Here is a 22,810-nt window from a genome sequence, read left to right as displayed (position 1 = left end):
GGCATTGAGGGCTGAAGCATGAGCGATAACGACACCCAAGTCCCGCTTCCCGATCTCAACGCCGCCGACGCGCCCGGGATCGACGACATCGGCTACAACGAGGACGAAAATGCCGCGCGCATCGCGGCCGACCTCGAGGCCGTGTTCGACGTGCCGGTGCAGGTCTCGGCGGTGCTCGGCCGCTCCAAGATGGACGTCGGCGACCTCCTGAAGCTCGGACCGGGCACCGTGCTCGAGCTCGACCGCCGGGTCGGCGAAGCAATCGACATCTACGTCAACAACCGCCTGGTGGCGCGTGGCGAAGTGGTGCTGGTGGAAGACAAGCTCGGCGTGACCATGACCGAAATCATCAAGGCCGAACGCACTTAAACGAATGCAACGGTAGCGCGCGGAACCTGCGCGACCAGACGAACAGGAGATCATCATGCGGCTTCTCATCGTTGGCACCCTGAAGGGCCAGCTCACGACCGCGACCAAGATCGCGATGGACAACGGCGCCTCGGTGACCCACGCCGAGGCCGCCGAACAGGCGATGAACGTGCTGCGCGGCGGCAAGGGCGCCGACCTCCTGCTGGTCGATGTCGGCCTCGACATCCGCGACCTCGTGATGCGGCTCGAGGCCGAGCACATCCACGTTCCGATCGTCGCCTGCGGCATCTCCAACGACGCCCGCGCCGCGGTCGCCGCGATCCATGCCGGCGCCAAGGAATACATCCCGCTGCCGCCCGATCCCGAGCTGATCGCAGCCGTGCTCGCCGCCGTCGCCAACGACGCACGCGACCTGATCTGGCGCGACGAGGCGATGGGCCGGGTGATCAAGCTGGCGCAACAGATCGCAGGCTCCGACGCGTCGGTCATGATCACCGGCGAGTCCGGCACCGGCAAGGAAGTGCTGGCGCGCTACGTCCATTCCCGCTCGACCCGCGCCAAGCGCCCGTTCATCTCGATCAACTGCGCGGCGATCCCGGAGCACCTCTTGGAATCCGAACTGTTCGGCCATGAGAAGGGCGCCTTCACCGGCGCGGTGGCGCGCCGCATCGGCAAGTTCGAGGAAGCCACCGGCGGCACGCTGCTGCTCGACGAAATTTCCGAGATGGACGTGCGGCTACAATCCAAACTGCTGCGCGCGATCCAGGAGCGCGTGATCGACCGCGTCGGCGGCACCAAGCCGGTCCCGGTCGACATCCGCATCATCGCGACCTCGAACCGCAATCTGTCGGAAGCGGTGCGCGAGGGCACCTTCCGCGAGGACCTGCTGTTCCGCCTCAACGTCGTCAATTTGAAGATTCCGCCGCTGCGCGACCGTCCGGCTGATATCCTCGAGCTGGCGCAGCATTTCGCCAAGAAATATGCCGAGGCCAACGGCCTCGCGGTCCGCCCGATCTCGACCGAGGCCCGCCACGTCCTGACCGCGAACCGCTGGCAGGGCAACGTCCGCGAGCTCGAGAACACCATCCATCGCTCGGTGCTGATGGCGCAGGGCGACGAGATCGGTCCCGACGCGATCCTCACCCCCGACGGCGACCGGCTCGACCTCGCCAAGACCGCGCCCGCGGTGGCGCACGCGACGCTCGCCGCCGAGCAGGTCACCCGCGCGCTGGTCGGCCGCACCGTCGCCGATGTCGAGCGCGACCTGATCCTGGAAACGCTGAAGCACTGCCTCGGCAACCGCACCCATGCCGCCAACATCCTCGGCATCTCGATCCGCACGCTGCGCAACAAGCTGAACGAATATGCCGACGGCGGCATCCCGATCACTCCGGCGGGCAACGGCGCGCCAGACTATCAGCGCATGGCAAACGCCGGCTGAGCAACGCATCCCTGCAAGGTTGTGGGCCGACCTCGCCGCGACTTGAAATCGCTGGCCTTACTCTCCATTATTACCCGATTTCGTTGGAGGAGAGGTAATTTCATGTCGTCATTTGCCTTGCAAAGACTTTCACCGGATCAACGAAAGTCATTGAGGGAGCGGCTCTGGACACGTCAGAACGGGGCTTGCTTCATCACGGGCCACAAGATGAACCTTGGCAGTGACGATCTGGAAATTGATCACATTATTCCGACGCGAGACAAGGGCCCGGACGAGGAAAGCAACTGGGCCTTGGTGTTCGCCCGAGCAAACGAAAGCAAACAAGCATCCCACTTGTACGTAGCTCGCGTGCTCAATCGCTTGGAGACTATTCGGAAGAAAGCAAACGATCCTCGTGGAGCAAACCTCGGCCATGTACTCGCCGAGTACGGTGGTGGAAGGTACGCACTGAAGGCAAACATAGCTCAAGATAGCATTTCGTTTTCTTTACCGGAACTCGAGCAATACACAACTACGTCGGTTGAAGTTTGGTCGGACGAGCTATCGGGAATGCGGACAGCATTCATGAGGCTACCCATCGAGTATCTTCATCATGACGACAAGATTATGGGTCGACTATCAGCAGTCACTGACAACGTTTGGAGGAAAGTCGGGCGCGGGCTTCTGGGAGCACATTTTCGACACGGGCAATGCACCGAACGGAACTCCAGTAATTCATACCGGCGGATTGAATGTATTAGAAATGATTAAGCCGCTATAGCGGGTCGCGGACCCCTCCTCATGAATAGCTGGGCGCGTCGGGCTTGCGGAAGATCCGGATCGGATCGCCCGGCGTGATGTCGCGGCCAGTGAACGTCACATAGGCATAGAGCGCGAGATAGCCGACGGCGATCGCGCCGACGAGATAGAACAGCCAGGTTGCCACGCGCTTCATCGAACCGTCACGCCTCCGAAACAATCCCCGGCTTTTAATCTCCGGCCTCGCCGAGCGCCACCGGCAACATGCCGCGCCGGCTGCCGGGCCTTTCATCGCTTGAAACGTATCATCACTTGAATCTTGCGGCCGGTTGCCGTACTCAATCTCCTATTGCGTATTTATATTTCGACAACTGGAGAGTGATATGGCCCTTTACGCGCAGACCGCCGGCACCCTGTCCACCAACTCCGGATCTTTCACGCCGATGAAAGGCCTCAGCCTGACGATCCCGGAGGGCGTCGGCACCGTCGCGATGATCACCCTGAACGTTCCGAATCCCTACGCCACAGGCAACGAGAATCCGGGCGGCACGTTCGGCGTCACTGTCAATGGCGCGGTCTCGCCGGTTGTCGCGTGCTTCACCTATAACGAAGCCGCCCCGTCGAGCTTTGGCCGCGTCCCGACAACGCTGGTCGTCGGCATTCCGCTGGCCAACGCGGCTCAGAGCATCCAGGCGGTATGGGCAAGTGTCCGCGGCAGCAATTTGATCATCGACAGCCCGGCGACGTTGAGCGCCGTCTTCTAAGCACCAATCCGGACCGGCATCGCGCGCTAGCGCACGCCCCGGGCATGAACATGACGCGACGGCAGGCTGACCTCGGCCAGCCTGGCTGCGTCTTCGTCATGGTCGATCGCGACGTATTCGCCGTGCCAATAGGCCAGCGCGGCGGTGCGTTGCGACCCGATCACGTCGAGCACGCGGCCGATGACGATCGCGTGCGAATGCCGCTCGATGACCTCCTCGACCTCGCAGTCGATCGCGGCCAGCGCTCCGACCAGCAGCGGCACGCCCGACGCGCGCGTCGTCCATTCGGCCCCGGTGAACCGCTCCGCTCCCTTCAGGCCGCCCTTGCCGGTGAAGCGCTCGGCGATGTCGAGCTGGTCCGCGGTCAGGATGTTGACGCCGAACGCCCCATGGCGCGCGATCAGCGGCCATGACGAAGCCGCGCGATTGATGCTGACGATCAAGGACGGCGGCTCGACCGACAGCGACGACACCGAAGTCACCGTCATTCCCGAGATGTCCTTGCCGCGCCCGGCCGTGATGACACTGACGCCGCCGGTGAGGTGGCGCATCGCGCCGCGGAAGTCGGCGGCCGCCACCGCTGGCTCGATCGAAACATTGCGGACAAGGGAATTCATGGCGACCTCACAGGGTATCTTCGCTGCCTTCGAGCAGATGCTTCAAAATCTCGCCTTCCAGCGCGGCGAGCTCGGCCGAGCCGCGCCGGCGCGGCCGCGGCAGATCGATCGTGACGTCCTGCGCGATGCGGCCATCCTCGATGACCAGCACGCGATCGGCGAGCGCGACCGCCTCGGCGACGTCATGCGTCACCAGGATCGCGGTGAAGCCCTGGTCGCGCCAGACCCGCTCCAGCAATTGCTGCATCGAGATCCGGGTCAGCGCATCGAGCGCGCCGAGCGGCTCGTCGAACGCCAGCACGCGCGGCTGGCTGACCAGCGCCCGCGCCAGCGCCACGCGTTGCTTCTGGCCGCCCGACAGCACCGATGGCCACTCCGCGCGCTTGTCGCCAAGGCCGACCTCGACCAGCGCACGCTCTGCGCGCGCCTGCGCGTCGGCAGACGAGCGCTCGCGCCCCAGACCCACTTCGACATTGGACAGCACCCGCGCCCAGGGCAGCAGGCGCGGCTCCTGGAACATGACGCGGACGTCTTGTGCCCGCGGCTCCTCACCGAACGCGATGCTTCCCGCCGTCGGCGCATCGAGGCCGGCGACCAGGCGCAGCAACGTGCTTTTGCCGCAGCCGCTGCGGCCGACGATCGCGACGAACTGCCCGGAGGGGATATGCAGGTCGATGCTGCGCAGCACCTCATTATCGCCGAACGATTTGCGCAGGCCGCGAATGGTCAGCGACAGGCCGCGGGCCGCGCCTTCCGATCCGCGCCGCAGCTGCCGTGCCTGCACGACGATGTCGGCACGGTCGACCGGCTCGGCACCGGCGGACTGGAAACGAAGCGCTTCTTGCATGCTCATTCTCACTTCTTCTGGAACGCTGGGTGCCAAGACAGGGTCAGCCGCTCCAGCGCCCGCGAGGCGCTGTCGGCGAGCTTGCCGAGCAAGGCGTAGATCAGGATCGAGAGCACGACGACGTCGATCAGCATGAACTCGCGCGCCTGCATCGCCATGTAGCCGAGGCCCGACGAGGCCGCGATGGTCTCGGCGACGATCAGCGTCAGCCACATGATGCCGAGCGCAAAACGCAGGCCGACGAAGATCGAGGGCAGCGCGCCCGGAAAGATCACCCGGCGGAACAGCTCGCCGTCGGTCATGCCGTAGATGCGGCCCATCTCGATCAGCTGCGGATCGACGGTGCGGATGCCGTGCAGCGTGTTGAGATAGATCGGAAAGAACACGCCGAGCGCGACCAGGAACAGCTTGGCCGACTCGTCGATGCCGAACCACAGGATGACCAGCGGGATCAGCGCCAGATGCGGGATGTTGCGCACCATCTGCAGCGTGGTGTCGGTGAGTTTTGCCGACAGCTGCGACAGGCCGTTGGCCAAACCGAACGCGAAGCCGATGCCGCCGCCGATCACAAAGCCGATCGAAGCGCGCCAGAAGCTGACCCAGATGTTGCGGATCAGTTCACCTGACAGCAGCAGCTTCCAGCCGGCCAGCGCGACATCGGTCGGCGCCGGCAGCACCCGCGACGGCACGTAGCCGGTGACGCAGGCAAGCTGCCAGATCAGCACGATTGCCAACGGCACGATCCAGGGGATCAGGCCGTCGACCTTGGGAAGCTTAGGCGCGCCGACGCGCGGAAGACTGTCGATGAGACTCATGATTGCGATGCCTGTTTCTGCGGCCGATATTCGTTGCCGATGGTCTCGCCGAACGGCCCGGTGTTGACCCGGATCGGCGTCACGTTGTTGCCGTGCCCGAGCGACAGCAGCGGGAACACCAGCTCGGCGAAGCGATAGGCTTCCTCGAGATGCGGGTAACCCGACATGATGAAGGTATCGACGCCGATGTCCTGATACTCCTTGATCCGCGCCGCGACCGTCTGGGGATCGCCGACCAGCGCGGTGCCCGCACCGCCACGCACCAAGCCGACGCCGGCCCACAGATTCGGGCTGATCTCGAGCTGGTCGCGGCGGCCGCCATGCAGCTGCGCCATGCGCTGCTGGCCGACCGAGTCCATCCTGGAAAAGATCTTCTGCGCAGCGGCGACGGTGTCGTCGGTGACGTACTGGATCAGCTCGTCGGCCGCCTTCCAGGCCTCGGCGTTGGTCTCGCGCACGATCACATGCAGGCGGATGCCGAACGACAGCTTGCGGCCGCGCTGCGCGGCAACGGTCTTGACCTTGGCGATCTTCTCGGCGACCTGCGCCGGCGGCTCGCCCCAGGTCAGGTATTTGTCGACGGTGTCGACCGCGACGTCGATGCCGGCGTCCGACGAGCCGCCGAAATACAGCGGCGGCCGTGGCGATTGCACCGGATTGAACAGCAGGCGGCCGTCCTCGATCCGGATGTGCTCGCCTTCGACATTCACCGTCTTGCCCGCGAGCAGATCGCTGTAGACGTTCAGGAACTCGCGGGTCACCGCATACCGCTCGTCATGGTCGAGGAAAATGCCGTCGCCCTTGTTCTCGACCGGATCGCCGCCGGTGACGACGTTGATCAGGAGACGGCCGTTCGACAGCCGGTCCAAGGTCGCGGTCATGCGCGCGGCGACGCTCGGCGATTGCAGGCCCGGCCGCACCGCCACGAGATAGCGCAGGCGCTCGGTCCAGGGCGCAACGGCCGAGGCCACCACCCAGGAGTCCTCGCAGCTGCGGCCCGTCGGCAGCAGCACGCCGTAATAGCCGAGCTGGTCGGCGGCCTGCGCGATCTGGCGCAGATAGTTGAAGTTCACCTCGCGGCCGCCGATCGACGTGCCGAGATAGCGGCTGTCGCCGTGGGTCGGCAGGAACCAGAGGATGTTGGCGTTGGTTGGGGTGCTCACGTGCCCGGCCTCCATGCGACGTCGGAAATCTTGATGTGTTTGGGGATCAGGCCGAGCGCGAAGAACGTGTCGGCGACCTGTTGCTGATCCGCGATCACGGTGTCGGTGACCGGCTTGATGCCGTAGGCCTGCCGCTTCAGCGCGACCTCGACCACCGGCACCGACAGGCCGATGCTCGGCGCGAGCTGCTCGGCGACGGCGTGGATGTCGCCCTTGGCCCAGTCATCGACCTCGCTGAGTTGCGCCAGCACGAGCTCGACGATCTTCGGATCGGCCTGCAGGAATTTCTTCGAAGCGAAGTAGAACTGATAGTTCGCGACGACGCCGGTGCCGTCGGCGACGGTGCGCGCGCCGGTCGCGGCCTCGGCGGCGGCCTGGAACGGATCCCAGATCACCCAGGCGTCGACTGCGCCGCGCTCGAACGCCGCGCGCGCGTCGGCGGGTGCCAGGAACACCGGCTCGATCTCGGAATATTTGACGCCGGCTTTCTCCAGCGCCTTCACCAGCAGATAGTGGACGTTGGAGCCCTTGTTCAGCGCGACCTTCTTGCCCCGGAGGTCAGTCACCGATTTGATCGGGCTGTCCTTCGGCACCAGGATCGCCTCGCCTTTCGGCGCCGGCGGCTCATAGGCGACATATTGCAGCGGCGCGCCGGCGGCCTGCGCGAAGATCGGCGGCGCTTCGCCGGTGTTGCCGAAATCGATCGCGCCGACATTGAGTGCTTCGAGCAGCGGCGGCCCGGACGGAAACTCGGTCCAGACCACCGAGTAGCCGACCGATTTCAGCTTCTGCTCGAGCGAGCCCTTGCTCTTGAGCAGCACCAGCTTGCCGTATTTCTGGAAGCCGATGCGGACCACCTTGTCCTGACCATAGGAGGCGCCGACGCTCGCAGCGACGATGCTGACCGACAGCACCGCGCGGGCGACCCAGCGTCGAAACAAACGCGTCATGGGAATATCCTTTGCATTGAATGGACCAAAGCGCGCGATCAGGTCTGGGTGTTGCGCCAGACGATGTCGCGGATCGCGATCTGCTTCGGAATCAGGCCCAGCTTGAAGAAGCGGTCGGCGACGCCCTGCTGGGTCGCGATGATGTCGTCAGTGATGGGTCCGACCGAGAAGCCGGCCCGTCGCGCCGCGATGGTCTGGATATCCAGCGGCACGCCGGTGACAGCGGCGAGCGATTGCGCGACCTCGTCGGGATGCGCCTCCGCCCATGCCGCGGTCGACGTCGTGACGTCGACGATCTGCTGCAGCAGGGCACCGTGCCGGTTCGCGAAGTCGCGGTTGGCGATGTAGAACGAATTGGTCTTGGTGATATCGCGGGTCTTCACCAGGATGCGGCCGTTCTGCTTGGTCTCGGCGATCGCGAAATACGGATCCCAGATCGCCCAGGCATCGATGCCGCCATTGGCGAAAGCGGGACCGGCGTCCGGCGGCGTCAGGTAGACCGGGGTGATGTCGTCGTAGGTGAGCCCGGCTTTCTCCAGCGTCTGGATCACGACGTTATGTGCGCTGGATCCCTTCGTGAAGCCGACACGCTTGCCCTTGAGACCGGCGATATCCGTGATTGCCGAATTTTGCGGCACCAGGATGCCCGACCCGTTGATGATCGGCTGCGCGGCGGCATAGACGATGGCCGCACCGGCGGCCTGCGCGAAGATCGGCGGGGAATCGCCGACGGCGCCGTAATCGACGCTGCCGACATTCATCGCTTCCATCATCGGCGGGCCCGAGGAGAACTCGACCCATTTCACACTGATGCCCTGCGGCTTGAAATGATTTTCCAAGGCTTCGCGCTGACGCGTGATGACCAGCACGCCGTTCTTCTGGTAGCCGATACGAATTTCCTTGGCGGCGGCCTGTGCCTTCGCGCCTCGTGACAGCGCTGCAGCGGCGGCTGTAACCAGCGACAGTTGAAGGAACTCACGACGCTTCATTGCAAGACTCTCCTGACGATCAAGCGCGCACTCGCGCTGCACGATCATGCGATGTCAGGATGATGGGGCGCGCGGATGAAGCTGTCGAGCACCGCACAAAAATAGCGATGCCTGCACTTCGGTGCAGGCATCGCGCGTGCCGTTTCTTTTAAAGCGTGGATCACGTGTAGCGAATTATTTTCCTCACGAGATCGCGAGGTCGCTGCACAAAAACAGATCAGCCCGCAGCGGCGGCCTTCGAGCCGACATTGACCGCGAGTTTACCGTAGCGGTCCGAGAACGCCTGGGTGTCGATCTCCTCGAGCTGGATTGAACCATCCAGCACGCCCTTCTTCCAGGCATCGTGCTCGGGATCGTGCTGAAACTCCGGCATCACTTCCTTGCCGAACAGCTCGAGCGACTCGCAGATATGCTCATGCGTGTTCTTGCCGGCCTGGTTGAGCAGGATCACCTGGTCGATATGGGAGGCGCGGAAGCGCCGCAGCTTCTTGGCGATAGTCTCGGGCGAACCGATCAGGCCGCCGCGCAGCGCGGCCTCCTGCGCCTCCGGATTGTCGCGCTTCCACTTGTTGTACTCGTCCCACATGTTGACGGTGCCGGGCGCCGGTCGCTGCCGGTTCAGCGCCTGGCCGTAGTAGCGCAGCGCGAACTGGAAAAAGGTCGCGCCGTCGGCACGCTTGCGCGCCTCCTCGTCCGTCTTCGCGCACATGAAGAAAGAGACCAGCGCCATGTTCGGATTGATCTCGTAGTCGGCGAGCTTGTTCAGCCGCTTGGTGATCGCGTTGTAATAGGCGTGCACCCAGGCATGCGCCGCCTCGGCGCTGACGAACTGGAAGCCGAGCGCACCAAAACCGTTCTGCCCGGCGCGCTCGATCGTCGGCAATTGCGAGCACGCCATCCAGAGCGGCGGATGCGGCTTCTGCACCGGCTTCGGCACGACATTGCGCAGGGGAATGTCGAAATACTTGCCGTGATGCTCGGTGCCGACCTTGGTGAACATCGGGAAGATCGCCTGCACCGCCTCCTCGAACACCTCGCGCTTGGTCTCCATGTCGCGGCCGAACGGGGTCAGCTCGGTGATCGAGGCACTCTCGCCCATGCCGAACTCGCAGCGGCCGTTGGACAGCAGATCGAGCACCGCGACCCGCTCGGCGACGCGCGCGGGATGATTGGTGGTGAGCTGGAAGATGCCGTGGCCGAGCCGGATGTTTTTGGTGCGCTGGCTGGCGGCAGCGAGGAAGGATTCCGGCGCCGGCGAGTGCGAATATTCCTCGAGGAAATGATGCTCGACGACCCAGGCGTAATCGTAAGCCAGCCGGTCGGCGGTCTCCAATTGGGTCAGCGCGTTCTGGTAGAGCCTGAGCTCGTCGCCATCGTTCCAGGGGCGCGGCAGTTGCAGCTCGTAAAAGATGCCGAATTTCATGGCGTCACTCCCAAGGTCCGTCCCCGACCGTTTGTTATTTTCGATCAGTCTAGTGCTGCGGCGACCCAAGTCTAGCCTCGGGGACGAAACCCCAATTCCGCGCAGCGGAAGCACGCTTGATTGGAACGCACGAATGGTTAGCTTGTGCTGGCCTGAGTCGCGGCGTTATTGATCGCGCGCTCATCCCTCCGAAAGCTCATGACCACTTTTACGCCGCACCAGGATTCCGCGCTGAAAGCCGTCGCCGATTGGCTGAAAGCCAAGCCCGGCCAGAACGGCACGCCGCCGGTGTTTCGCCTGTTCGGCTATGCCGGAACCGGCAAGACCACGCTCGCCCAGCACATCGCCGAAGGCGTCGACGGCGAGGTGAAGTTCGCGGCTTTCACCGGCAAGGCGGCGCTCGTCATGCGCAACAAGGGCTGCGACAGCGCCTCGACGATCCATTCGCTGATCTACCGCGCCCGCGAGTCCGGCGTCGAGCAGCCGAGCTTCGAGCTCTGGGACGACGCGCCGGCCTCGAAAGCCAAGCTGATCGTGATCGACGAATGCTCGATGGTCGATGCCGAGCTCGGCCGCGACCTGATGTCGTTCGACTGCCCGCTGCTCGTGCTCGGCGATCCCGCGCAATTGCCGCCGATCCAGGGCGGCGGCTTCTTCACCGACGCCGAGCCGGACGCGATGCTGACCGAGGTGCACCGCCAGGCGCAGGACGATCCGATCGTGCGGATGTCGATGGATATCCGCGAAGGCCGCGAGCTCGAGATCGGCCGCCATGGCGAGAGCGAAGTGGTGTCGCGCAAGGAGCTCGATCCGGACCGCGTGATGAGCGCCGACCAGGTGCTGGTCGGCCGCAACAACACCCGCCGCGCCTACAACATGCGGGTGCGGCAGCGGCTGAACATCGAGGATCCCTTGCCGGTCGCCGGCGACAAGCTGGTCTGCCTGCGCAACAACCGCAAGAAGGGCCTGTTCAACGGCGGGCTTTGGCGGGTCAAGGCGCGCGCGCAGTCGAAATCCAAGATCATCACCATGCGCGTGATGCCGGACGAGGATTTCGGCTACAAGGTCACCAAGGTCTCGGTGCGCGGCGAATGCTTCGACGGCGGCGTCGAGGGCGTGCCGTGGGAGCAGCGCAAGCCCTATGACGAGTTCGACTTCGGCTATGTGCTGACCGTGCACAAGTCGCAGGGCTCGCAATGGGACGACGTCGTGCTGTTCGACGAGAGCTTTGCGTTCCAGGACTCGCGCGCGCGGTGGCTGTACACGGGAATTACGCGGGCGGCGAAGCGGCTCAGCATCGTGGTGTAACGGGCCGCGCGCTTTATAGACGCGTCATCCTGAGGAGCCGCGAAGCGGCGTCTCGAAGGATGTACGGCCCGGCCTGTGGCCGTCGACCCTTCGAGACGGCCGCTCTGCGGCCTCCTCAGGGTGACGGGAGCACGCCACCTACCCCCTTGAACCACCACTATTTCCCTCACGAAACCGTGTGGCTGGCACCGTAACAAAACGCCCCGTCGCCCGTATTTTGAAGCGTCGGAGCAGCCCGGCCCGGTTTGCCAATGCCGGCTCCCGCTCTAGACTGGCCCCCAATTGCGATCCCACGAGGAACCCATGCCCAAAAGCTCCCTCAGCCGCCTCGCGCTCAGCGCAGCCGCAATCGGCGCGCTGGCCGTCGCAGCGTTTGCCGTCGCGCCCTCGCTCGCCGCCGAGGACGCCGTGATCATCCCGCCGCCGGCCGCGAGCGCGCCGGAAACCGGCATCAAGACTGCGGTGCTCGCCGGTGGCTGCTTCTGGGGCGTGCAGGGCGTGTTCCAGCACACCGCCGGTGTCGTCAGCGCGGTGTCCGGCTACTCCGGCGGCAGCAAGGCGAATGCCGACTATGAAAAGGTCTCGACCGGCACCACCGGCCACGCCGAGTCCGTCGAGATCAAGTACGACCCGCAGAAGATCTCCTACGGCAAGATCCTGCAGATCTTCTTCTCGGTCGTGCACGACCCGACCCAGCTGAACCGGCAGGGCCCCGATTCCGGCACGCAATATCGCTCGGCGATCTTCACCACCAGCGACGAGCAGAAGAAGGTCGCGGATGCCTATGTCGCCCAGCTCAACGCTGCCAAGGTCTTCAAGAAGCCGATCGTCACCAAGATCGGTGCGCTGGAGGCGTTCTATCCGGCGGAGGGCTACCACCAGGACTATCTGACGCTGCACCCGAGCCAGCCCTATATTGCGTATAACGACATCCCGAAGGTCGAGAACCTGAAGAAGATCTTCGCGGAGAACTACATCGAGAAGCCGACGCTGGTGAGCAGCACCAAGGCCACCAACTGAGCATCTCGCAAAGGAGGTTGAATGTCCGATACCAAAACCGACGGCAAGGTCCGCAAGAGCGAGGCCGAGTGGCGCAAGGAGTTGTCGCCGATGCAGTACGCCGTGCTGCGGGAAAAGGCGACCGAGCGGCCCTTCACCGGCGAATATGAGCACGACCCGCGCAAGGGCACCTATGTCTGCGCCGGCTGCGGGCAGACGCTGTTCGAGTCCGACCAGAAGTTCGATTCCGGCTGCGGCTGGCCGAGCTTCTCCAAGCCCGCGGTCGAGAGCCATGTCGACGAGGAGCGCGACATGAGCCACGGCATGATCCGCACCGAGGTGCTGTGCTCGAAATGCGACGGCCATCTCGGCCACGTCTTCAACGACGGCCCCGGCCCGACCGGCCTGCGCTACTGCATCAACTCGGCAGCGCTGAAGCTCGACGAGAAGAAGTAACGACGCCTGCGCGGGCATGCCCCGCGCAGGCGCGGCCGAACCGAATAATCGGCTCGCCCCGTCGAACGTTTGCTCCGCCCCGCGCGACCAAGAACCGGTCGCGCGGGGTTTTGTTTGGACCCGGCCCGGCCGCGCGCAAACACAAGGAAATTTTGATGTCACGGATTCCAGGAAAGCTCTTGTCCGGCCTCGGCCTTGCCAGCGTCATCATGGGGAGCACTTTGAGCGGGCCGGCATTCGCCGCCGACAAGATCTCGCTGTTCAAGGTCATCACCTCGAAGGACGAGATCGTGATCGGCCTGACCGATGCCGACCTCGCCCAGGTCGACGGCCAGAATGCCGGCGGCATCGCCAAAATGCTGGTCGCCAAGGGCTCGATGAGCGTCTGGCAATACGCCGTGCACAAATCCGCCTCAGGCGATCTCGAACAGGCGCCGCTGCACAAGGTCGGCCTGATCGCCAGCGACTCGCTGCGGGTGGAGCCCTATCCGACCCCGCTGAAGGTGCTCCCGATCGACGAAAGCAAGAAGTAGACGCCCAGGCCGGCCAACAACATCCTCGTGATCGGCGGGCGTCCTTAACGACTCGCGCCCCGGAATGTGCTTTGCTTGGAACCTGCGGGGCCGTAGGCGTCTCGCCGTGCGGCTGCCGCCTGTTCTGAGGAGGGCGCCATGTCGCTTGGACTGATCCTCATCATCATTCTGCTGATTGTCCTGCTCGGCGGCTATAGCGGCCGGATCCGAGGCTATGGCTATGGGCTCGGCCACTCCGGAATGGGCCTTTTCGGGGTGATTTTGATCGTGGTCGCGATCCTGGCCTGGCTCGACAAGATCTGAGAGCTATAAGCTATTGAAATAGAAGGTCTTATTTGATCGTACCCCGTGCTATGCGCGGATTCAGCATGTGCCCTGTCAGGGGCGCTTCTGGGGTCGCATTTTTGTCAAAGAGGCCTATATTAGGGATCGAAATGACATGTACGGTGCGCCGCCGAGATAGGCCGCCGTCCCCCAAAATCCCTTGCGCCACGCCAACTGCCAAGAACACAAGAGGTCGTCGACCATGCGTCCCCTGCGTCCGTTCAACTATAACACGTCAGCCGAACTGTTCCCCGCCGCGATCCGCAAGAAGAAGCGGGCGGGTTTCGCCTACCGCCGTTTCGGCACTGCTGCCGAGGCCGTGCAGTTCGCGATGGAGCAGTTGCCGGCGGACTCGCTGAACGGCGCCTATCTGCAGGTCGAGGAAGCCCGTTTCGACCAGAACGGCATCCGCTCGCTGTATGAGAGCGAAGCCTTCCCGCTGCCGCGCCGTCCGCGCCCCGCCGCCAGCCAGACCGACGCCGACGCCGCGTAAGATTTCTGCTCCTCGCTTAACGAAAAGCCCTCGGACCGATCCGGGGGCTTTTGTTTTTGGGAAGAGTCTTTCTTGCGGAGAATCTGATCGGAAAGCCGCTGCACACTTTGCGCTAACGCGGCCCTTCGGGTCCGGATTAATCGCGCCTTAAAGTCTCGGCTGCTTGTCGAGCCAGCGCCGCAGCATCCGCACATTGCGGATATTGGCGCGGAACATGACGTCGAAGGCATCGCCGGCCACCGGCACCATGCCGACCACGCCGTCGACCGCGACATTGGCGAGCATCCGCGCGGTGATGTGCCAGGGCGCGCCGAGCAGCCGGGCCTCGCGCACCAGCCACAGCGAGATCGCGGTCGTGATGAGATCGCCGATCACGGGGATCAGGCCGATCAGCCCGTCGATGCCGTAGCGGACATTGGTGCCCGGCACCACGAAGGCGACGTCGAGCAGCCTTGCGATCATCTCGAGCCGCGCGAGCCGCTCCTCACGGGTTAGATTGCCGAACGGATTGGCGCTCGAATTGCGGAAGTCGAAGCGGAAGCCATCCTGAAAGCCTTGGAACTGCGGATGCAGCGGGCCATCGCCGAGCTCGCGCCCGTCCTGATCGATCACCTTGCCGCGCGCCTGCGCCCCGCCGAAGGGCGGCCGCGATCGCGTTGCGTGGGGCGTGAAGATGTCGTCCTCGGGCATGGCCATCACATGGTAATGCAGGCAAGCGGTTCAAGTTGCGTCACATTACCACTGTGTCACGTTCAAGGCTCAGTCACGCGCAAGCATCACGTGCCGCGCGCCGCTGACGGCGTCAAGCCGAAGCGGCGGCGGAAACAGCGATTGAAATAGGACAGGTCGTTGAACCCGCAATCGAAGGCGATGTCGCTGATCCGCCGCTCGGCGTCATGGACCAGCAATTCGGCGGCCTTGGTCAGCCGCAGCTCGGTCAGCCGCATGGTGAAGCTCGCGCCCGCCTCAAACAGCAGCTCGTTGACATAGCGCTCCGACAGGCCGGTCGCGGCGGCGAGCTTGTGCGCGGAAAAGTCCGGCTCGGTGAAGCGTCTCTCCAGGATCATCAGCAGCGACTTCAGCCTGACCGCGCGGAGCCCGCGACGTTGGGCGGCGACCGCAAGATCGCCGCGGGCGCCGAGGCCGAGCGCTGCGAGATCCAGCAGATGCGCGGCAATGGCGAAGCCGGCCTCGTCGACGGCATCGGCAGATTTCAGCAGTAGGTCGCTGTAGTCCATCGCCAGCGACAGCGCACCGCCCGGCGCGAGCTCCTGACCGACCAGGTCATCGACCCCGGCGACCATGGAGCGCAAGGTCGCCATCGGCAGATGGACATTGGTGAAGCGCTTATGGTGGGCACCATCGGCGGTGAAGAAGGGCTCGTCCAGCTTGAGCAGTACCATCGCACCCGGCCGCATCTGAAATTCACGGCCGCGATGGGTCACCATCGAGGCCCGATCGCCGGTGTTGCGTGCCAGGCAATAACGGTCGTCATTGGTCGCCAGCACCTGGCGCCGCTCGCGCCGCACGCTAGTGAAGCTGCCGTTGCAGCGGCCGAGCAAGGTGGTGCCGATATGGATCGAATTCATCGTCGCGCGAAACGGCACCGATGGTGACGGGTCGAGCTCGCCGGTGTTGGAGAAATGCTCGAACAGCTCGGCGAAGAACATGTAGCGCTGCCGCTCGCCGAGGCCCGGCGGCAGCATGTCGGTCGACAGCCTTTTCTTGATGACGGACATCGGAAGGACAGGACCAAGGTGTGCGCCGGCAGTCTGGCCACCACCAGATGAACGGCGGCTGAAACCTACCATCGCGTCGCCGGTCCGTGCCACAGCGCCGGACAGTCCAAGTGGGGAATTCTCCGGCGCTTCCCAGTCCAAGACGCAGGCATCGCAACGGGCTTACCGATGGCGCCGGGCTAGCAGCCAGGAGAAGGCGCTCAAAGTGAGCCCCCGCACACAAGCAGGCCAGCCAGAGGAGACCATGAGATGAAGACTTCCGCGATCCGCAAGGTGTTGCTCGGTGTGGCGATCACCACCGGCATGGGGATCGGCTACGCAATCGGCGCCCAGCCGCACATGGATGAGACCCTTGCAATGCTGCAATCGGCGCGTGCCGAGCTCACCAAGGCAACGCCGAACAAGGGCGGCCACCGCGAGCGCGCGCTCGGCCTGATCGATCAGGCGATGGGCGAGGTGCGCGCCGGCATCGCGTTTGCCGCCGGCGGTTAGAATCCTTTTGAGCGAGCAAACTGACGAATGACTTTTGACATCAGCAGAGGACGATACACATGACCAGATTGATTGCGGCCGCCTTCCTTCTCGCCACGCTCGGCAGCGCCAGCGCGATGCCGCTCGCGCCGGTTGCACCCACCCAGAATTCCGATGTCATCGCGGTCGCCGGCGGCTGCGGCGGCGGCTGGCATCGCGGCCCCTATGGCGGCTGCCGCCACAACTACGCGCGGCCGTGGATGCACGCCTGTCCGCGCGGCTGGTATCTCGGACCGGGCGGCCGCTGCCGCGCCAACGGCACCTGAAGATTTGATCACGCAGACCTTTTGCATCACACAGGCGGCGGACGGAAACGTCCGCCGCTTTTGCTTGCAGCGATCAGCGAGAGCGTGTTCGAGCCGGGCAGACGCCACCTCACGCGAAACGTGAATTGGCGAGATGCTTCGTTCGCCTCAGTACACACCCTTGTTCATGGTCCTGAGCCGCTGTGCCAGCGTCCTCATCACCTTGAGGGCAAAATGCGGCGTCTGGCCGACGAGGAAGAGAAACTGCTTTTCCGAGACCGGGACCAGCTCGACATCGGTCAGCGCCGTCGCGGTCGCACTCCTCGGCTCGTTGTCGATCAACGCCATTTCGCCGAAGATCGTGTCGGGCGCCAGCTCCGTTATGGTCTTGTTGCCGACCTGGATGCGCACATAGCCGCTCTTGATCACGAACAGCTCGTTGGCCTGCTCGCCCTCGCGAAAAATCACGCCCCCGGCGCGCACCAGCCGCGTTTCGATATCATTGCCCGTCAGAAGGCTGAAACTTGCATCTGCCACTTCAAAATCCCTTTCCCAGAACCGGGACGCAGACGTCCCTGTTGTCTGCGGCTCCGGCTAAAATAAATGCGCGAAAACAAAATAGAGCGTACCCGAGATCAGCATCGCCACCGGCAAGGTCAGGACCCAGGCCATCGCGATGTTGCGGATAGTCGACCATTGCAGGCCGGAGCCGTTCGCGGTCATGGTGCCTGCGATGCCCGATGACAGCACATGCGTCGTCGACACCGGCAGGCCGTAGCCGTCCGCCGCGGCGATGGTCGCAGCCGCCGTGATCTCGGCGCAGGCGCCCTGCGCGTAGGTCAGGTGGGTCTTGCCGATCTTTTCACCGACCGTCACGACGATCCGTTTCCAACCAACCATGGTGCCGAGGCCGAGCGCGATGGCGACCGCGATCTTCACCCAGGACGGAATGAATTTGGTGGCGGCATCCAGCGAGCCCTTGTAGCGATTGAGCGTCGCGACATCGGCATCGTTCAGCCCGTTGTCGCTGCTCTTCATCAAGAGGCGCAGCGCCTCCGAGACCAGATACATGTCGTTGCGCGTGTTGCCGACGGTCTCGGCCGGGAATTTCGCCAGCGAGCCGTACTGCACGACCTGGTCACGGATCTCGCTGACCAGAACGGCGAGCGCGGGATAGGTATCGTCGGTGAGCTGCCGGAGTGTGATGTAGTTCGTCACCGCCGGACGCGGATTGCCCGCGACCTTGCGATCGGCCCCCCGATCCTCGATGACCTTGCTCGCCGCCGCCGAGTTCGCGGTGAACGCCTCGATCTGGCTTGCAGGCATCGCGCGGTTGAGCGCATAGGCGGTCGGCACCACACCGATCAGGATCAGCATGATCAGGCCCATGCCCTTTTGACCGTCGTTCGATCCATGAAAGAAACTGACCAGGGTGCAGGTCAGAATCAGGATGCCGCGGATCCACCATGACGGCGGCTGATCGCCCTTCGGCTCGCCGAACAGCGCCGGCGTCGCGCGCAGCAGCACGCTCTTCAGGCCGTAGAGCAGGATCGCGGCCAGCATGAATCCGAACAGCGGCGACAGCAACAGCGCCTTGCCGGTATTGACGGCCTGCGACCAGTCCACGCCGGATGTCCCTTCCCTGCCGTGCATCAAGGCGTTCGCGATGCCCACGCCCATGATCGATCCGATCAGGGTGTGCGAGCTCGAGGCGGGCAATCCGAAATACCAGGTGCCGACGTTCCAGATGATCGCGGCGATCAGCAGCGCGAACACCATCGCGAAGCCGGCGCTGCTGCCGACCTGGAGGATCAATTCGACCGGCAGCAGCGAGACGATGCCGAACGCAACCGCGCCGCTGGAGAGCAGGACGCCGATCAGGTTGAAGAAGCCCGACCAGACCACGGCAATGTGGGCCGGCATCGAGCGGGTGTAGATCACGGTCGCGACGGCATTCGCGGTATCGTGGAAGCCGTTGACGAATTCGAAGCCGAGCGAGATCAACAACGCAACGAACAGCAGCAAGAACGCCGCATAGGAGGTCTTGCCCGCCCCCGTCGACCCGACATCCGCATAGATGCTGTAGGCCACGAACAGCAGCGCGGCGCCGATGATGCCGAGATAGATGATGCCGGTGAGCGGATGAAAGCCCTTCTCGAGATCGGGTCCGCCACGCCGCGCAGGCTCGATCGAACCAGGTAACGCCACATCACTCATGTGATTGCCCTCATAGCCGCGGGAGGACAAAAGCGGCCATGTGACATTGGGACTACGTCTACATGACGCCCATGTGACAGTTGCGTGAAAGACGACGCGGCCAACTCCCGGCTGGCACCTAATTCCCTGACAGGATTGGTATAACTGAACTAGTGCTGTGATGCCGGCTGGGCCGGCGCGTGCAGCTCTTCGGCATATTTGTGCGCCAGCCACGACGAGATCATACCCGGGATGAAGCCGACCATCCCGTACAGGATGAACTGCACCGCGCCGCTCTCGGAGCCATGCGAGGCATAGGTCAGCGCCGCGCCGATAAACGCCACCGCGCCCACGAGCAGCATCCGCACCACCGGCGAAATCCGCCGCACATGCATCAGGATGTCGTCGACGGCAGCGAACATCAGCGACGGCACGATGCCGAACAGATAATTGTATTGCAGCGACTTCACGAACACGACGAGCAGCTTCGCCACCTCGCCGCCATTGGTCTCGGTCCAGTAGCCGGACTGATAGGTGGTCATCAGCAACAGCAGGAAGCCGCCGATGAACGGCCCGATGGCTGCGAAGATCAGATAGCGTTTCATGGCGTGCCCTTGCCCGACGTCAGGCGAGTGTAACGCAGTCACGCGATGGTTCTAGGGAAAATAGAAATTACCCGGCAAATGTTCGGCAAGCTCGGAGCATCGATGCGCTGCAACAGCCCGGTGGCCGACGTTGCTGCGATACGGAATCGCCCGGACCAAGCCGGGCGATCACACGTGACGCATCGAGGTGAGCGTAACGCTCGTTACTCACCCCACGCCGCGAACGCGTCGTTGAACGCCCGCTCCCCGGGGGCGCCCTTTTCGATCGCGATGATGGCGCGGCGCTGGTTGGTGTAGACCAGCGGCACGTCGAACCAGGAGCGCTCCTTCAGGAGCTGCAAATTGCGCGAGCGGTCGGCGTCGACGTTGGAGAGGCCGACCAGGAAGAAGCCGTCGGTGACCTTGACCGCGAGGCCGGCCAGCGGCGTGCCGCGGGCCTGCTCGTTCGACTTCATCAGGATGCCCGGCACGTTGCCGACGCCGCCATTGGCGAAGTCCTGCGGCAGGATGAAGGTCAATTCCGCGGTATGGCTCGCCGGCAGCGATGTGTCGGTGTTGCGGCGGAACGACATCGTCATCTTGAACTTGCGATCCGGGATGTCGATGTCGGCGCGCACGGCGATGTCGGGCTTCTGGTTGCCCGATCCCTTGACCTGCTCGGTGCGCCAGACCACCGAACCGACATATTGCTTGCCCTTCGGATCCGACGGGTCCTCGTCATAGAGCACGACGCGCTGCGCCACCGGAGCGACCGGCTCGCCCGACGACGACGGTTGGCCGACGCGGTCGGTGATCTTCTTGCTCGAGGGCGCCGTCGAGGCATCCTTCGGCGCCTCGACCGGGGCGGAGGACGTGAACAGGTTGCTGACCAGGGTCGTGACCTGCTGCCGCATCAGGATGCCGGTGCCGACCAGGATCAGCAGGATGCCAATCACGATCGCGGTCTTGAACGGGAACATCGAGCCGACGCGCGGCTTCTTCGGCTCGCGCTCGGCATTGCTGACCCGCGAGCGCTGCGGCGGCGCGCCCTGCGGCGGCTGCGGCGTGTAGCGCTCGGCCTCTTCGATCGACTCGTCGTAGGAATACGGTGCCTCGGGATCGCCGCCACGGTTTTCCAGGCTCGGCTCGAGCCGGTCGAATTCCGGCGAGGGCGACGGCACGTTGGCGTAGGTCTTGCGCGCGTTGCGGCTGGCTTGCGCCGCGGCACGGCCGAGATCGTCGGCGTCGGCGGTGATGTCGCGGAACCCGCGAACGCCCGGCGCGGCCGGCGGCACCGGCGGCGGCGCGCCTTCCGGCCCGCGACGGGGCGGCGCCGGTGGCCGAGCCTGCGGCGCTTGGGTCTCGGGAGCCTGCGGGTTTTGCGGCCGCGGCGGGGCCGGCGGCGGTGCATCGGGGCGCAGATTGCGCGGCGGACGCGGCTCGGCCGGCGGCCGCGGACGCGCGGCGGGGTCGGCGGAATTGGCCTCGGGCGGCCGTGCACCTGCTTCGGGCGGTCTTGCGTTGGCGCGGCTGCCGCGGGCAGCGGCAGCGCCGCCGCCCGGGCGCGAGGCGTCGCGGGCGCGCTGCGCGGCCTCGGACTCGACCTTGCGAACCGCCTCTTCCAGCGACAGCCGTTCCCGGGTGATCTCGGATTCGGACAGCGGCGGCTGCACGCCGCGGAGCTGCTGGATCAACGCCGTCCGCGCCCGCGCGTAGAGCGCGCGGCGGGCTTCGCCGGGAGCGTTGGGGTCCAATCCGGCGATGGCACGGGCGATCAGCGGGTAGTAGTCAGCCATTTCCACACAATTGGAGGGATATAGGTAATATCCCGTTAAGCCTCGAACGGATTCTGTACCAGAATAGTATCTTCACGCTCCGGGCTGGTGGACAGCAGGGCGATCGGACACCCCACCAGTTCCTCGACCCGGCGGACATATTTGATGGCCTGGGCCGGCAGGTCCGCCCAGGACCGCGCATTGGCGGTCGGCTGCTTCCAGCCCTCGATGACCTCATAGATCGGCTCGACCCGGGCCTGCGCACCCTCGCCCGCCGGCAGATGGTCGATTTCCTTGCCGTCGAGCTTGTAGCCGATGCAGACCTTGATGCTGTCGAACCCGTCGAGAATATCGAGCTTGGTCAGCGCCAGCCCGGCAATTCCGCAGGTGCGGACAGTCTGTCGCACCAGCATGGCGTCGAACCAGCCGACCCGGCGCTTGCGCCCGGTGTTGACGCCGAATTCCTTGCCACGACGGCCGATTTCCTCACCGATCTCGTCCTTCAGCTCGGTCGGGAACGGGCCCTGGCCGACACGGGTGGTGTAGGCCTTGCAGATACCCAGCACATAGCCAACCGCGCCCGGACCCATGCCGGTGCCGGTCGCGGCCTGCGCGGCCACCGTGTTGGACGACGTCACATAGGGATAGGTGCCGTGGTCGACGTCAAGCAGCGCGCCCTGCGCGCCCTCGAACAGGATGCGCTTGCCCGCGCGGCGCTCGAGGTCGAGCAGCCGCCACACGGTCTCGGCATAGGGCAGGAGCTTCGGCGCCAGTGCCGACAGCTCGGCCAGGATGCTCTTGCCGTCGATCTCCGGCAGATTGTTCCCGCGGCGCAGCGCATTATGGTGCGCCAGCAGGCGGTCGATCTTGTGCGGCAGGGTGTCGAGATCGGCGAGGTCCATCAGGCGGATGGCGCGGCGGCCGACCTTGTCCTCATAGGCCGGGCCGATGCCGCGGCGGGTGGTGCCGATCGAGGTGATGGCGTTGGAGGATTCGCGCAGGGAATCCAGCTCGCGATGCAGCGGCAGGATCAGCGTGACGTTCTCGGCGATGCGCAGATTATCGGGGCCGACGGCGACGCCCTGCCCCTTCAGCTTGGCGACCTCGTCAAGGAAGGCCTGTGGATCGAACACCACGCCATTGCCGATCACCGCGAGCTTGTTCGGGCGCAGCACGCCGGAGGGCAGCAGCGCCAGCTTGTAGGTCTCGCCATTGATCACGAGCGTATGGCCGGCATTGTGGCCGCCCTGGAAGCGCACGACGATGTCGGCCTGTTCCGACAGCCAGTCGACGATCTTGCCCTTCCCCTCGTCACCCCATTGGGCGCCGACGACGACAACATTGGCCATTGCGAAGATGTTCCCTTCAGGTGTTTTCAGACCATGATCGCGGCGAAAACGCGTCCGCCCACAGGATCATGCATTGATATGCCCAGCCCAAATCGCGGCGCCCGGCCGCGCGCACGCAAGGCGCCTACCGGATAAAGGAAGCGGGTCGGCTGCGCAAGCAAG

At 64.6% G+C, this 22,810-nt stretch carries 27 protein-coding genes; 12 read left to right on the top strand and 15 right to left on the bottom strand.

What is annotated here, in order from left to right; translation table 11 throughout:
* Window positions 1-18: 18 nt before the first annotated feature.
* The 3 genes from fliN (at window position 19) to JQ616_RS19920 (ending at window position 2,560) form a co-directional block, all read left to right on the top strand.
* Entirely contained in the window at window positions 19-369 is a 351-nt protein-coding gene (gene fliN / locus JQ616_RS19930) for a flagellar motor switch protein FliN (RefSeq protein WP_212017151.1), read from the top strand.
* Between the two features lie 55 nt (window positions 370-424).
* Entirely contained in the window at window positions 425-1,810 is a 1,386-nt protein-coding gene (gene flbD, locus JQ616_RS19925) for a sigma-54-dependent transcriptional regulator FlbD (RefSeq protein ID WP_212017149.1), read from the top strand.
* Between the two features lie 102 nt (window positions 1,811-1,912).
* On the top strand, window positions 1,913-2,560 hold the full coding sequence (locus JQ616_RS19920; RefSeq protein WP_212017147.1) for an HNH endonuclease: 648 nt from the start codon (window positions 1,913-1,915) through the stop codon (window positions 2,558-2,560).
* 28 nt (window positions 2,561-2,588) lie between these two features.
* Here JQ616_RS19920 and JQ616_RS19915 read toward each other — a convergent pair whose 3' ends face one another.
* Window positions 2,589-2,744 carry a hypothetical protein gene (locus tag JQ616_RS19915; RefSeq protein WP_212017145.1) on the bottom strand — a complete coding sequence of 52 codons (156 nt, stop codon included), beginning with the start codon at window positions 2,742-2,744 and terminating at the stop codon, window positions 2,589-2,591.
* A gap of 187 nt (window positions 2,745-2,931) precedes the next feature.
* Here JQ616_RS19915 and JQ616_RS19910 point away from each other — a divergent pair, with 187 nt between their 5' ends.
* Window positions 2,932-3,312: a hypothetical protein gene (locus JQ616_RS19910; protein WP_212017143.1), complete on the top strand. Its 381-nt coding sequence runs from the start codon at window positions 2,932-2,934 to the stop codon at window positions 3,310-3,312.
* A gap of 26 nt (window positions 3,313-3,338) precedes the next feature.
* On the opposite strand, the gene JQ616_RS19905 is transcribed toward JQ616_RS19910, so the two are convergent.
* From JQ616_RS19905 to JQ616_RS19875, 7 genes are all read right to left on the bottom strand, one after another.
* Window positions 3,339-3,929: a flavin reductase family protein gene (locus tag JQ616_RS19905; protein ID WP_212017141.1), complete on the bottom strand. Its 591-nt coding sequence runs from the start codon at window positions 3,927-3,929 to the stop codon at window positions 3,339-3,341.
* Between the two features lie 7 nt (window positions 3,930-3,936).
* Complete coding sequence (locus JQ616_RS19900) at window positions 3,937-4,776, bottom strand: ATP-binding cassette domain-containing protein (protein ID WP_212017872.1); 840 nt, start codon at window positions 4,774-4,776, stop codon at window positions 3,937-3,939.
* 8 nt (window positions 4,777-4,784) lie between these two features.
* Window positions 4,785-5,591 carry an ABC transporter permease subunit gene (locus tag JQ616_RS19895; protein WP_212017140.1) on the bottom strand — a complete coding sequence of 269 codons (807 nt, stop codon included), beginning with the start codon at window positions 5,589-5,591 and terminating at the stop codon, window positions 4,785-4,787.
* The gene (gene ssuD, locus JQ616_RS19890; RefSeq protein WP_212017138.1) at window positions 5,588-6,769 is read right to left on the bottom strand and encodes an FMNH2-dependent alkanesulfonate monooxygenase; all 1,182 of its coding nucleotides are present in this window, start codon (window positions 6,767-6,769) and stop codon (window positions 5,588-5,590) included. Before ssuD ends, JQ616_RS19895 begins: the two co-directional genes overlap by 4 nt.
* A complete protein-coding gene (locus tag JQ616_RS19885; protein WP_212017136.1) occupies window positions 6,751-7,704 on the bottom strand; it encodes a sulfonate ABC transporter substrate-binding protein in 954 nt (317 codons plus the stop codon). The genes ssuD and JQ616_RS19885 overlap by 19 nt, the downstream gene beginning before the upstream one ends.
* Before the next feature lie 38 nt (window positions 7,705-7,742).
* Window positions 7,743-8,693 carry a sulfonate ABC transporter substrate-binding protein gene (locus JQ616_RS19880; protein ID WP_212017134.1) on the bottom strand — a complete coding sequence of 317 codons (951 nt, stop codon included), beginning with the start codon at window positions 8,691-8,693 and terminating at the stop codon, window positions 7,743-7,745.
* Window positions 8,694-8,910: 217 nt separating this feature from the next.
* A complete protein-coding gene (locus JQ616_RS19875; RefSeq protein ID WP_212017132.1) occupies window positions 8,911-10,116 on the bottom strand; it encodes an LLM class flavin-dependent oxidoreductase in 1,206 nt (401 codons plus the stop codon).
* 198 nt (window positions 10,117-10,314) lie between these two features.
* Here JQ616_RS19875 and JQ616_RS19870 point away from each other — a divergent pair, with 198 nt between their 5' ends.
* The 6 genes from JQ616_RS19870 (at window position 10,315) to JQ616_RS19845 (ending at window position 14,229) form a co-directional block, all read left to right on the top strand.
* Window positions 10,315-11,424, top strand: coding sequence for an ATP-dependent DNA helicase (locus JQ616_RS19870; RefSeq protein ID WP_212017130.1), 1,110 nt, complete (start codon window positions 10,315-10,317; stop codon window positions 11,422-11,424).
* Between the two features lie 303 nt (window positions 11,425-11,727).
* On the top strand, window positions 11,728-12,444 hold the full coding sequence (gene msrA / locus JQ616_RS19865) for a peptide-methionine (S)-S-oxide reductase MsrA (protein ID WP_212017128.1): 717 nt from the start codon (window positions 11,728-11,730) through the stop codon (window positions 12,442-12,444).
* Window positions 12,445-12,465: 21 nt separating this feature from the next.
* The gene (gene msrB, locus JQ616_RS19860; protein ID WP_212017126.1) at window positions 12,466-12,879 is read left to right on the top strand and encodes a peptide-methionine (R)-S-oxide reductase MsrB; all 414 of its coding nucleotides are present in this window, start codon (window positions 12,466-12,468) and stop codon (window positions 12,877-12,879) included.
* A gap of 155 nt (window positions 12,880-13,034) precedes the next feature.
* Window positions 13,035-13,412 carry a hypothetical protein gene (locus JQ616_RS19855; protein WP_249137012.1) on the top strand — a complete coding sequence of 126 codons (378 nt, stop codon included), beginning with the start codon at window positions 13,035-13,037 and terminating at the stop codon, window positions 13,410-13,412.
* A gap of 138 nt (window positions 13,413-13,550) precedes the next feature.
* Entirely contained in the window at window positions 13,551-13,715 is a 165-nt protein-coding gene (locus JQ616_RS19850; protein WP_212017124.1) for a DUF3309 family protein, read from the top strand.
* 223 nt (window positions 13,716-13,938) lie between these two features.
* On the top strand, window positions 13,939-14,229 hold the full coding sequence (locus tag JQ616_RS19845) for a hypothetical protein (protein WP_016844322.1): 291 nt from the start codon (window positions 13,939-13,941) through the stop codon (window positions 14,227-14,229).
* Between the two features lie 147 nt (window positions 14,230-14,376).
* On the opposite strand, the gene JQ616_RS19840 is transcribed toward JQ616_RS19845, so the two are convergent.
* Together JQ616_RS19840 and JQ616_RS19835 are read right to left on the bottom strand one after the other, a co-directional pair.
* Entirely contained in the window at window positions 14,377-14,925 is a 549-nt protein-coding gene (locus tag JQ616_RS19840) for a DUF4112 domain-containing protein (protein ID WP_212017123.1), read from the bottom strand.
* Between the two features lie 80 nt (window positions 14,926-15,005).
* Complete coding sequence (locus JQ616_RS19835; protein ID WP_212017121.1) at window positions 15,006-15,968, bottom strand: AraC family transcriptional regulator; 963 nt, start codon at window positions 15,966-15,968, stop codon at window positions 15,006-15,008.
* A gap of 249 nt (window positions 15,969-16,217) precedes the next feature.
* On the opposite strand from JQ616_RS19835, the gene JQ616_RS19830 reads away from it, so the two are divergent.
* On the top strand, window positions 16,218-16,460 hold the full coding sequence (locus JQ616_RS19830; RefSeq protein WP_212017119.1) for a hypothetical protein: 243 nt from the start codon (window positions 16,218-16,220) through the stop codon (window positions 16,458-16,460).
* A gap of 59 nt (window positions 16,461-16,519) precedes the next feature.
* Window positions 16,520-16,765 carry a GCG_CRPN prefix-to-repeats domain-containing protein gene (locus JQ616_RS19825; RefSeq protein ID WP_212017117.1) on the top strand — a complete coding sequence of 82 codons (246 nt, stop codon included), beginning with the start codon at window positions 16,520-16,522 and terminating at the stop codon, window positions 16,763-16,765.
* A gap of 147 nt (window positions 16,766-16,912) precedes the next feature.
* On the opposite strand, the gene JQ616_RS19820 is transcribed toward JQ616_RS19825, so the two are convergent.
* From JQ616_RS19820 to JQ616_RS19800, 5 genes are all read right to left on the bottom strand, one after another.
* Window positions 16,913-17,281, bottom strand: coding sequence for a cyclic nucleotide-binding domain-containing protein (locus tag JQ616_RS19820; RefSeq protein WP_212017115.1), 369 nt, complete (start codon window positions 17,279-17,281; stop codon window positions 16,913-16,915).
* A 57-nt stretch (window positions 17,282-17,338) separates the two neighbouring features.
* Window positions 17,339-18,961 carry an inorganic phosphate transporter gene (locus JQ616_RS19815; protein ID WP_212017113.1) on the bottom strand — a complete coding sequence of 541 codons (1,623 nt, stop codon included), beginning with the start codon at window positions 18,959-18,961 and terminating at the stop codon, window positions 17,339-17,341.
* Window positions 18,962-19,110: 149 nt separating this feature from the next.
* Window positions 19,111-19,545: a DUF5413 family protein gene (locus JQ616_RS19810; RefSeq protein WP_212017111.1), complete on the bottom strand. Its 435-nt coding sequence runs from the start codon at window positions 19,543-19,545 to the stop codon at window positions 19,111-19,113.
* Window positions 19,546-19,748: 203 nt separating this feature from the next.
* A complete protein-coding gene (locus JQ616_RS19805; protein WP_212017109.1) occupies window positions 19,749-21,320 on the bottom strand; it encodes a hypothetical protein in 1,572 nt (523 codons plus the stop codon).
* Between the two features lie 35 nt (window positions 21,321-21,355).
* Window positions 21,356-22,648 carry an adenylosuccinate synthase gene (locus JQ616_RS19800; RefSeq protein ID WP_212017106.1) on the bottom strand — a complete coding sequence of 431 codons (1,293 nt, stop codon included), beginning with the start codon at window positions 22,646-22,648 and terminating at the stop codon, window positions 21,356-21,358.
* Between the last annotated feature and the right edge of the window lie 162 nt (window positions 22,649-22,810).

It is taken from the genome of Bradyrhizobium tropiciagri, assembly GCF_018130545.1.
Taxonomy (GTDB): domain Bacteria; phylum Pseudomonadota; class Alphaproteobacteria; order Rhizobiales; family Xanthobacteraceae; genus Bradyrhizobium; species Bradyrhizobium tropiciagri_A.
Note: the sequence above shows the minus strand (reverse complement) of the source record. Positions and strands in the feature narration are given on the sequence as shown.

Coding starts and splice junctions, on each gene's coding strand:
- JQ616_RS19870 (WP_212017130.1), top strand. CDS start 10,315: ATGACCACTTTTACGCCGCACCAGGATTCCGCGCTGAAAGCCGTCGCC.
- JQ616_RS19855 (WP_249137012.1), top strand. CDS start 13,035: ATGTCACGGATTCCAGGAAAGCTCTTGTCCGGCCTCGGCCTTGCCAGC.
- JQ616_RS19810 (WP_212017111.1), bottom strand. CDS start 19,545: ATGAAACGCTATCTGATCTTCGCAGCCATCGGGCCGTTCATCGGCGGC.
- JQ616_RS19900 (WP_212017872.1), bottom strand. CDS start 4,776: ATGCAAGAAGCGCTTCGTTTCCAGTCCGCCGGTGCCGAGCCGGTCGAC.
- JQ616_RS19910 (WP_212017143.1), top strand. CDS start 2,932: ATGGCCCTTTACGCGCAGACCGCCGGCACCCTGTCCACCAACTCCGGA.
- JQ616_RS19905 (WP_212017141.1), bottom strand. CDS start 3,929: ATGAATTCCCTTGTCCGCAATGTTTCGATCGAGCCAGCGGTGGCGGCC.
- JQ616_RS19815 (WP_212017113.1), bottom strand. CDS start 18,961: ATGAGTGATGTGGCGTTACCTGGTTCGATCGAGCCTGCGCGGCGTGGC.
- JQ616_RS19895 (WP_212017140.1), bottom strand. CDS start 5,591: ATGAGTCTCATCGACAGTCTTCCGCGCGTCGGCGCGCCTAAGCTTCCC.
- ssuD (WP_212017138.1), bottom strand. CDS start 6,769: ATGGAGGCCGGGCACGTGAGCACCCCAACCAACGCCAACATCCTCTGG.
- JQ616_RS19880 (WP_212017134.1), bottom strand. CDS start 8,693: ATGAAGCGTCGTGAGTTCCTTCAACTGTCGCTGGTTACAGCCGCCGCT.
- JQ616_RS19915 (WP_212017145.1), bottom strand. CDS start 2,744: ATGAAGCGCGTGGCAACCTGGCTGTTCTATCTCGTCGGCGCGATCGCC.
- flbD (WP_212017149.1), top strand. CDS start 425: ATGCGGCTTCTCATCGTTGGCACCCTGAAGGGCCAGCTCACGACCGCG.
- JQ616_RS19920 (WP_212017147.1), top strand. CDS start 1,913: ATGTCGTCATTTGCCTTGCAAAGACTTTCACCGGATCAACGAAAGTCA.
- fliN (WP_212017151.1), top strand. CDS start 19: ATGAGCGATAACGACACCCAAGTCCCGCTTCCCGATCTCAACGCCGCC.
- msrA (WP_212017128.1), top strand. CDS start 11,728: ATGCCCAAAAGCTCCCTCAGCCGCCTCGCGCTCAGCGCAGCCGCAATC.
- JQ616_RS19840 (WP_212017123.1), bottom strand. CDS start 14,925: ATGGCCATGCCCGAGGACGACATCTTCACGCCCCACGCAACGCGATCG.
- JQ616_RS19825 (WP_212017117.1), top strand. CDS start 16,520: ATGACCAGATTGATTGCGGCCGCCTTCCTTCTCGCCACGCTCGGCAGC.
- JQ616_RS19805 (WP_212017109.1), bottom strand. CDS start 21,320: ATGGCTGACTACTACCCGCTGATCGCCCGTGCCATCGCCGGATTGGAC.
- JQ616_RS19875 (WP_212017132.1), bottom strand. CDS start 10,116: ATGAAATTCGGCATCTTTTACGAGCTGCAACTGCCGCGCCCCTGGAAC.
- JQ616_RS19850 (WP_212017124.1), top strand. CDS start 13,551: ATGTCGCTTGGACTGATCCTCATCATCATTCTGCTGATTGTCCTGCTC.
- msrB (WP_212017126.1), top strand. CDS start 12,466: ATGTCCGATACCAAAACCGACGGCAAGGTCCGCAAGAGCGAGGCCGAG.
- JQ616_RS19885 (WP_212017136.1), bottom strand. CDS start 7,704: ATGACGCGTTTGTTTCGACGCTGGGTCGCCCGCGCGGTGCTGTCGGTC.
- JQ616_RS19835 (WP_212017121.1), bottom strand. CDS start 15,968: ATGTCCGTCATCAAGAAAAGGCTGTCGACCGACATGCTGCCGCCGGGC.
- JQ616_RS19800 (WP_212017106.1), bottom strand. CDS start 22,648: ATGGCCAATGTTGTCGTCGTCGGCGCCCAATGGGGTGACGAGGGGAAG.
- JQ616_RS19845 (WP_016844322.1), top strand. CDS start 13,939: ATGCGTCCCCTGCGTCCGTTCAACTATAACACGTCAGCCGAACTGTTC.
- JQ616_RS19830 (WP_212017119.1), top strand. CDS start 16,218: ATGAAGACTTCCGCGATCCGCAAGGTGTTGCTCGGTGTGGCGATCACC.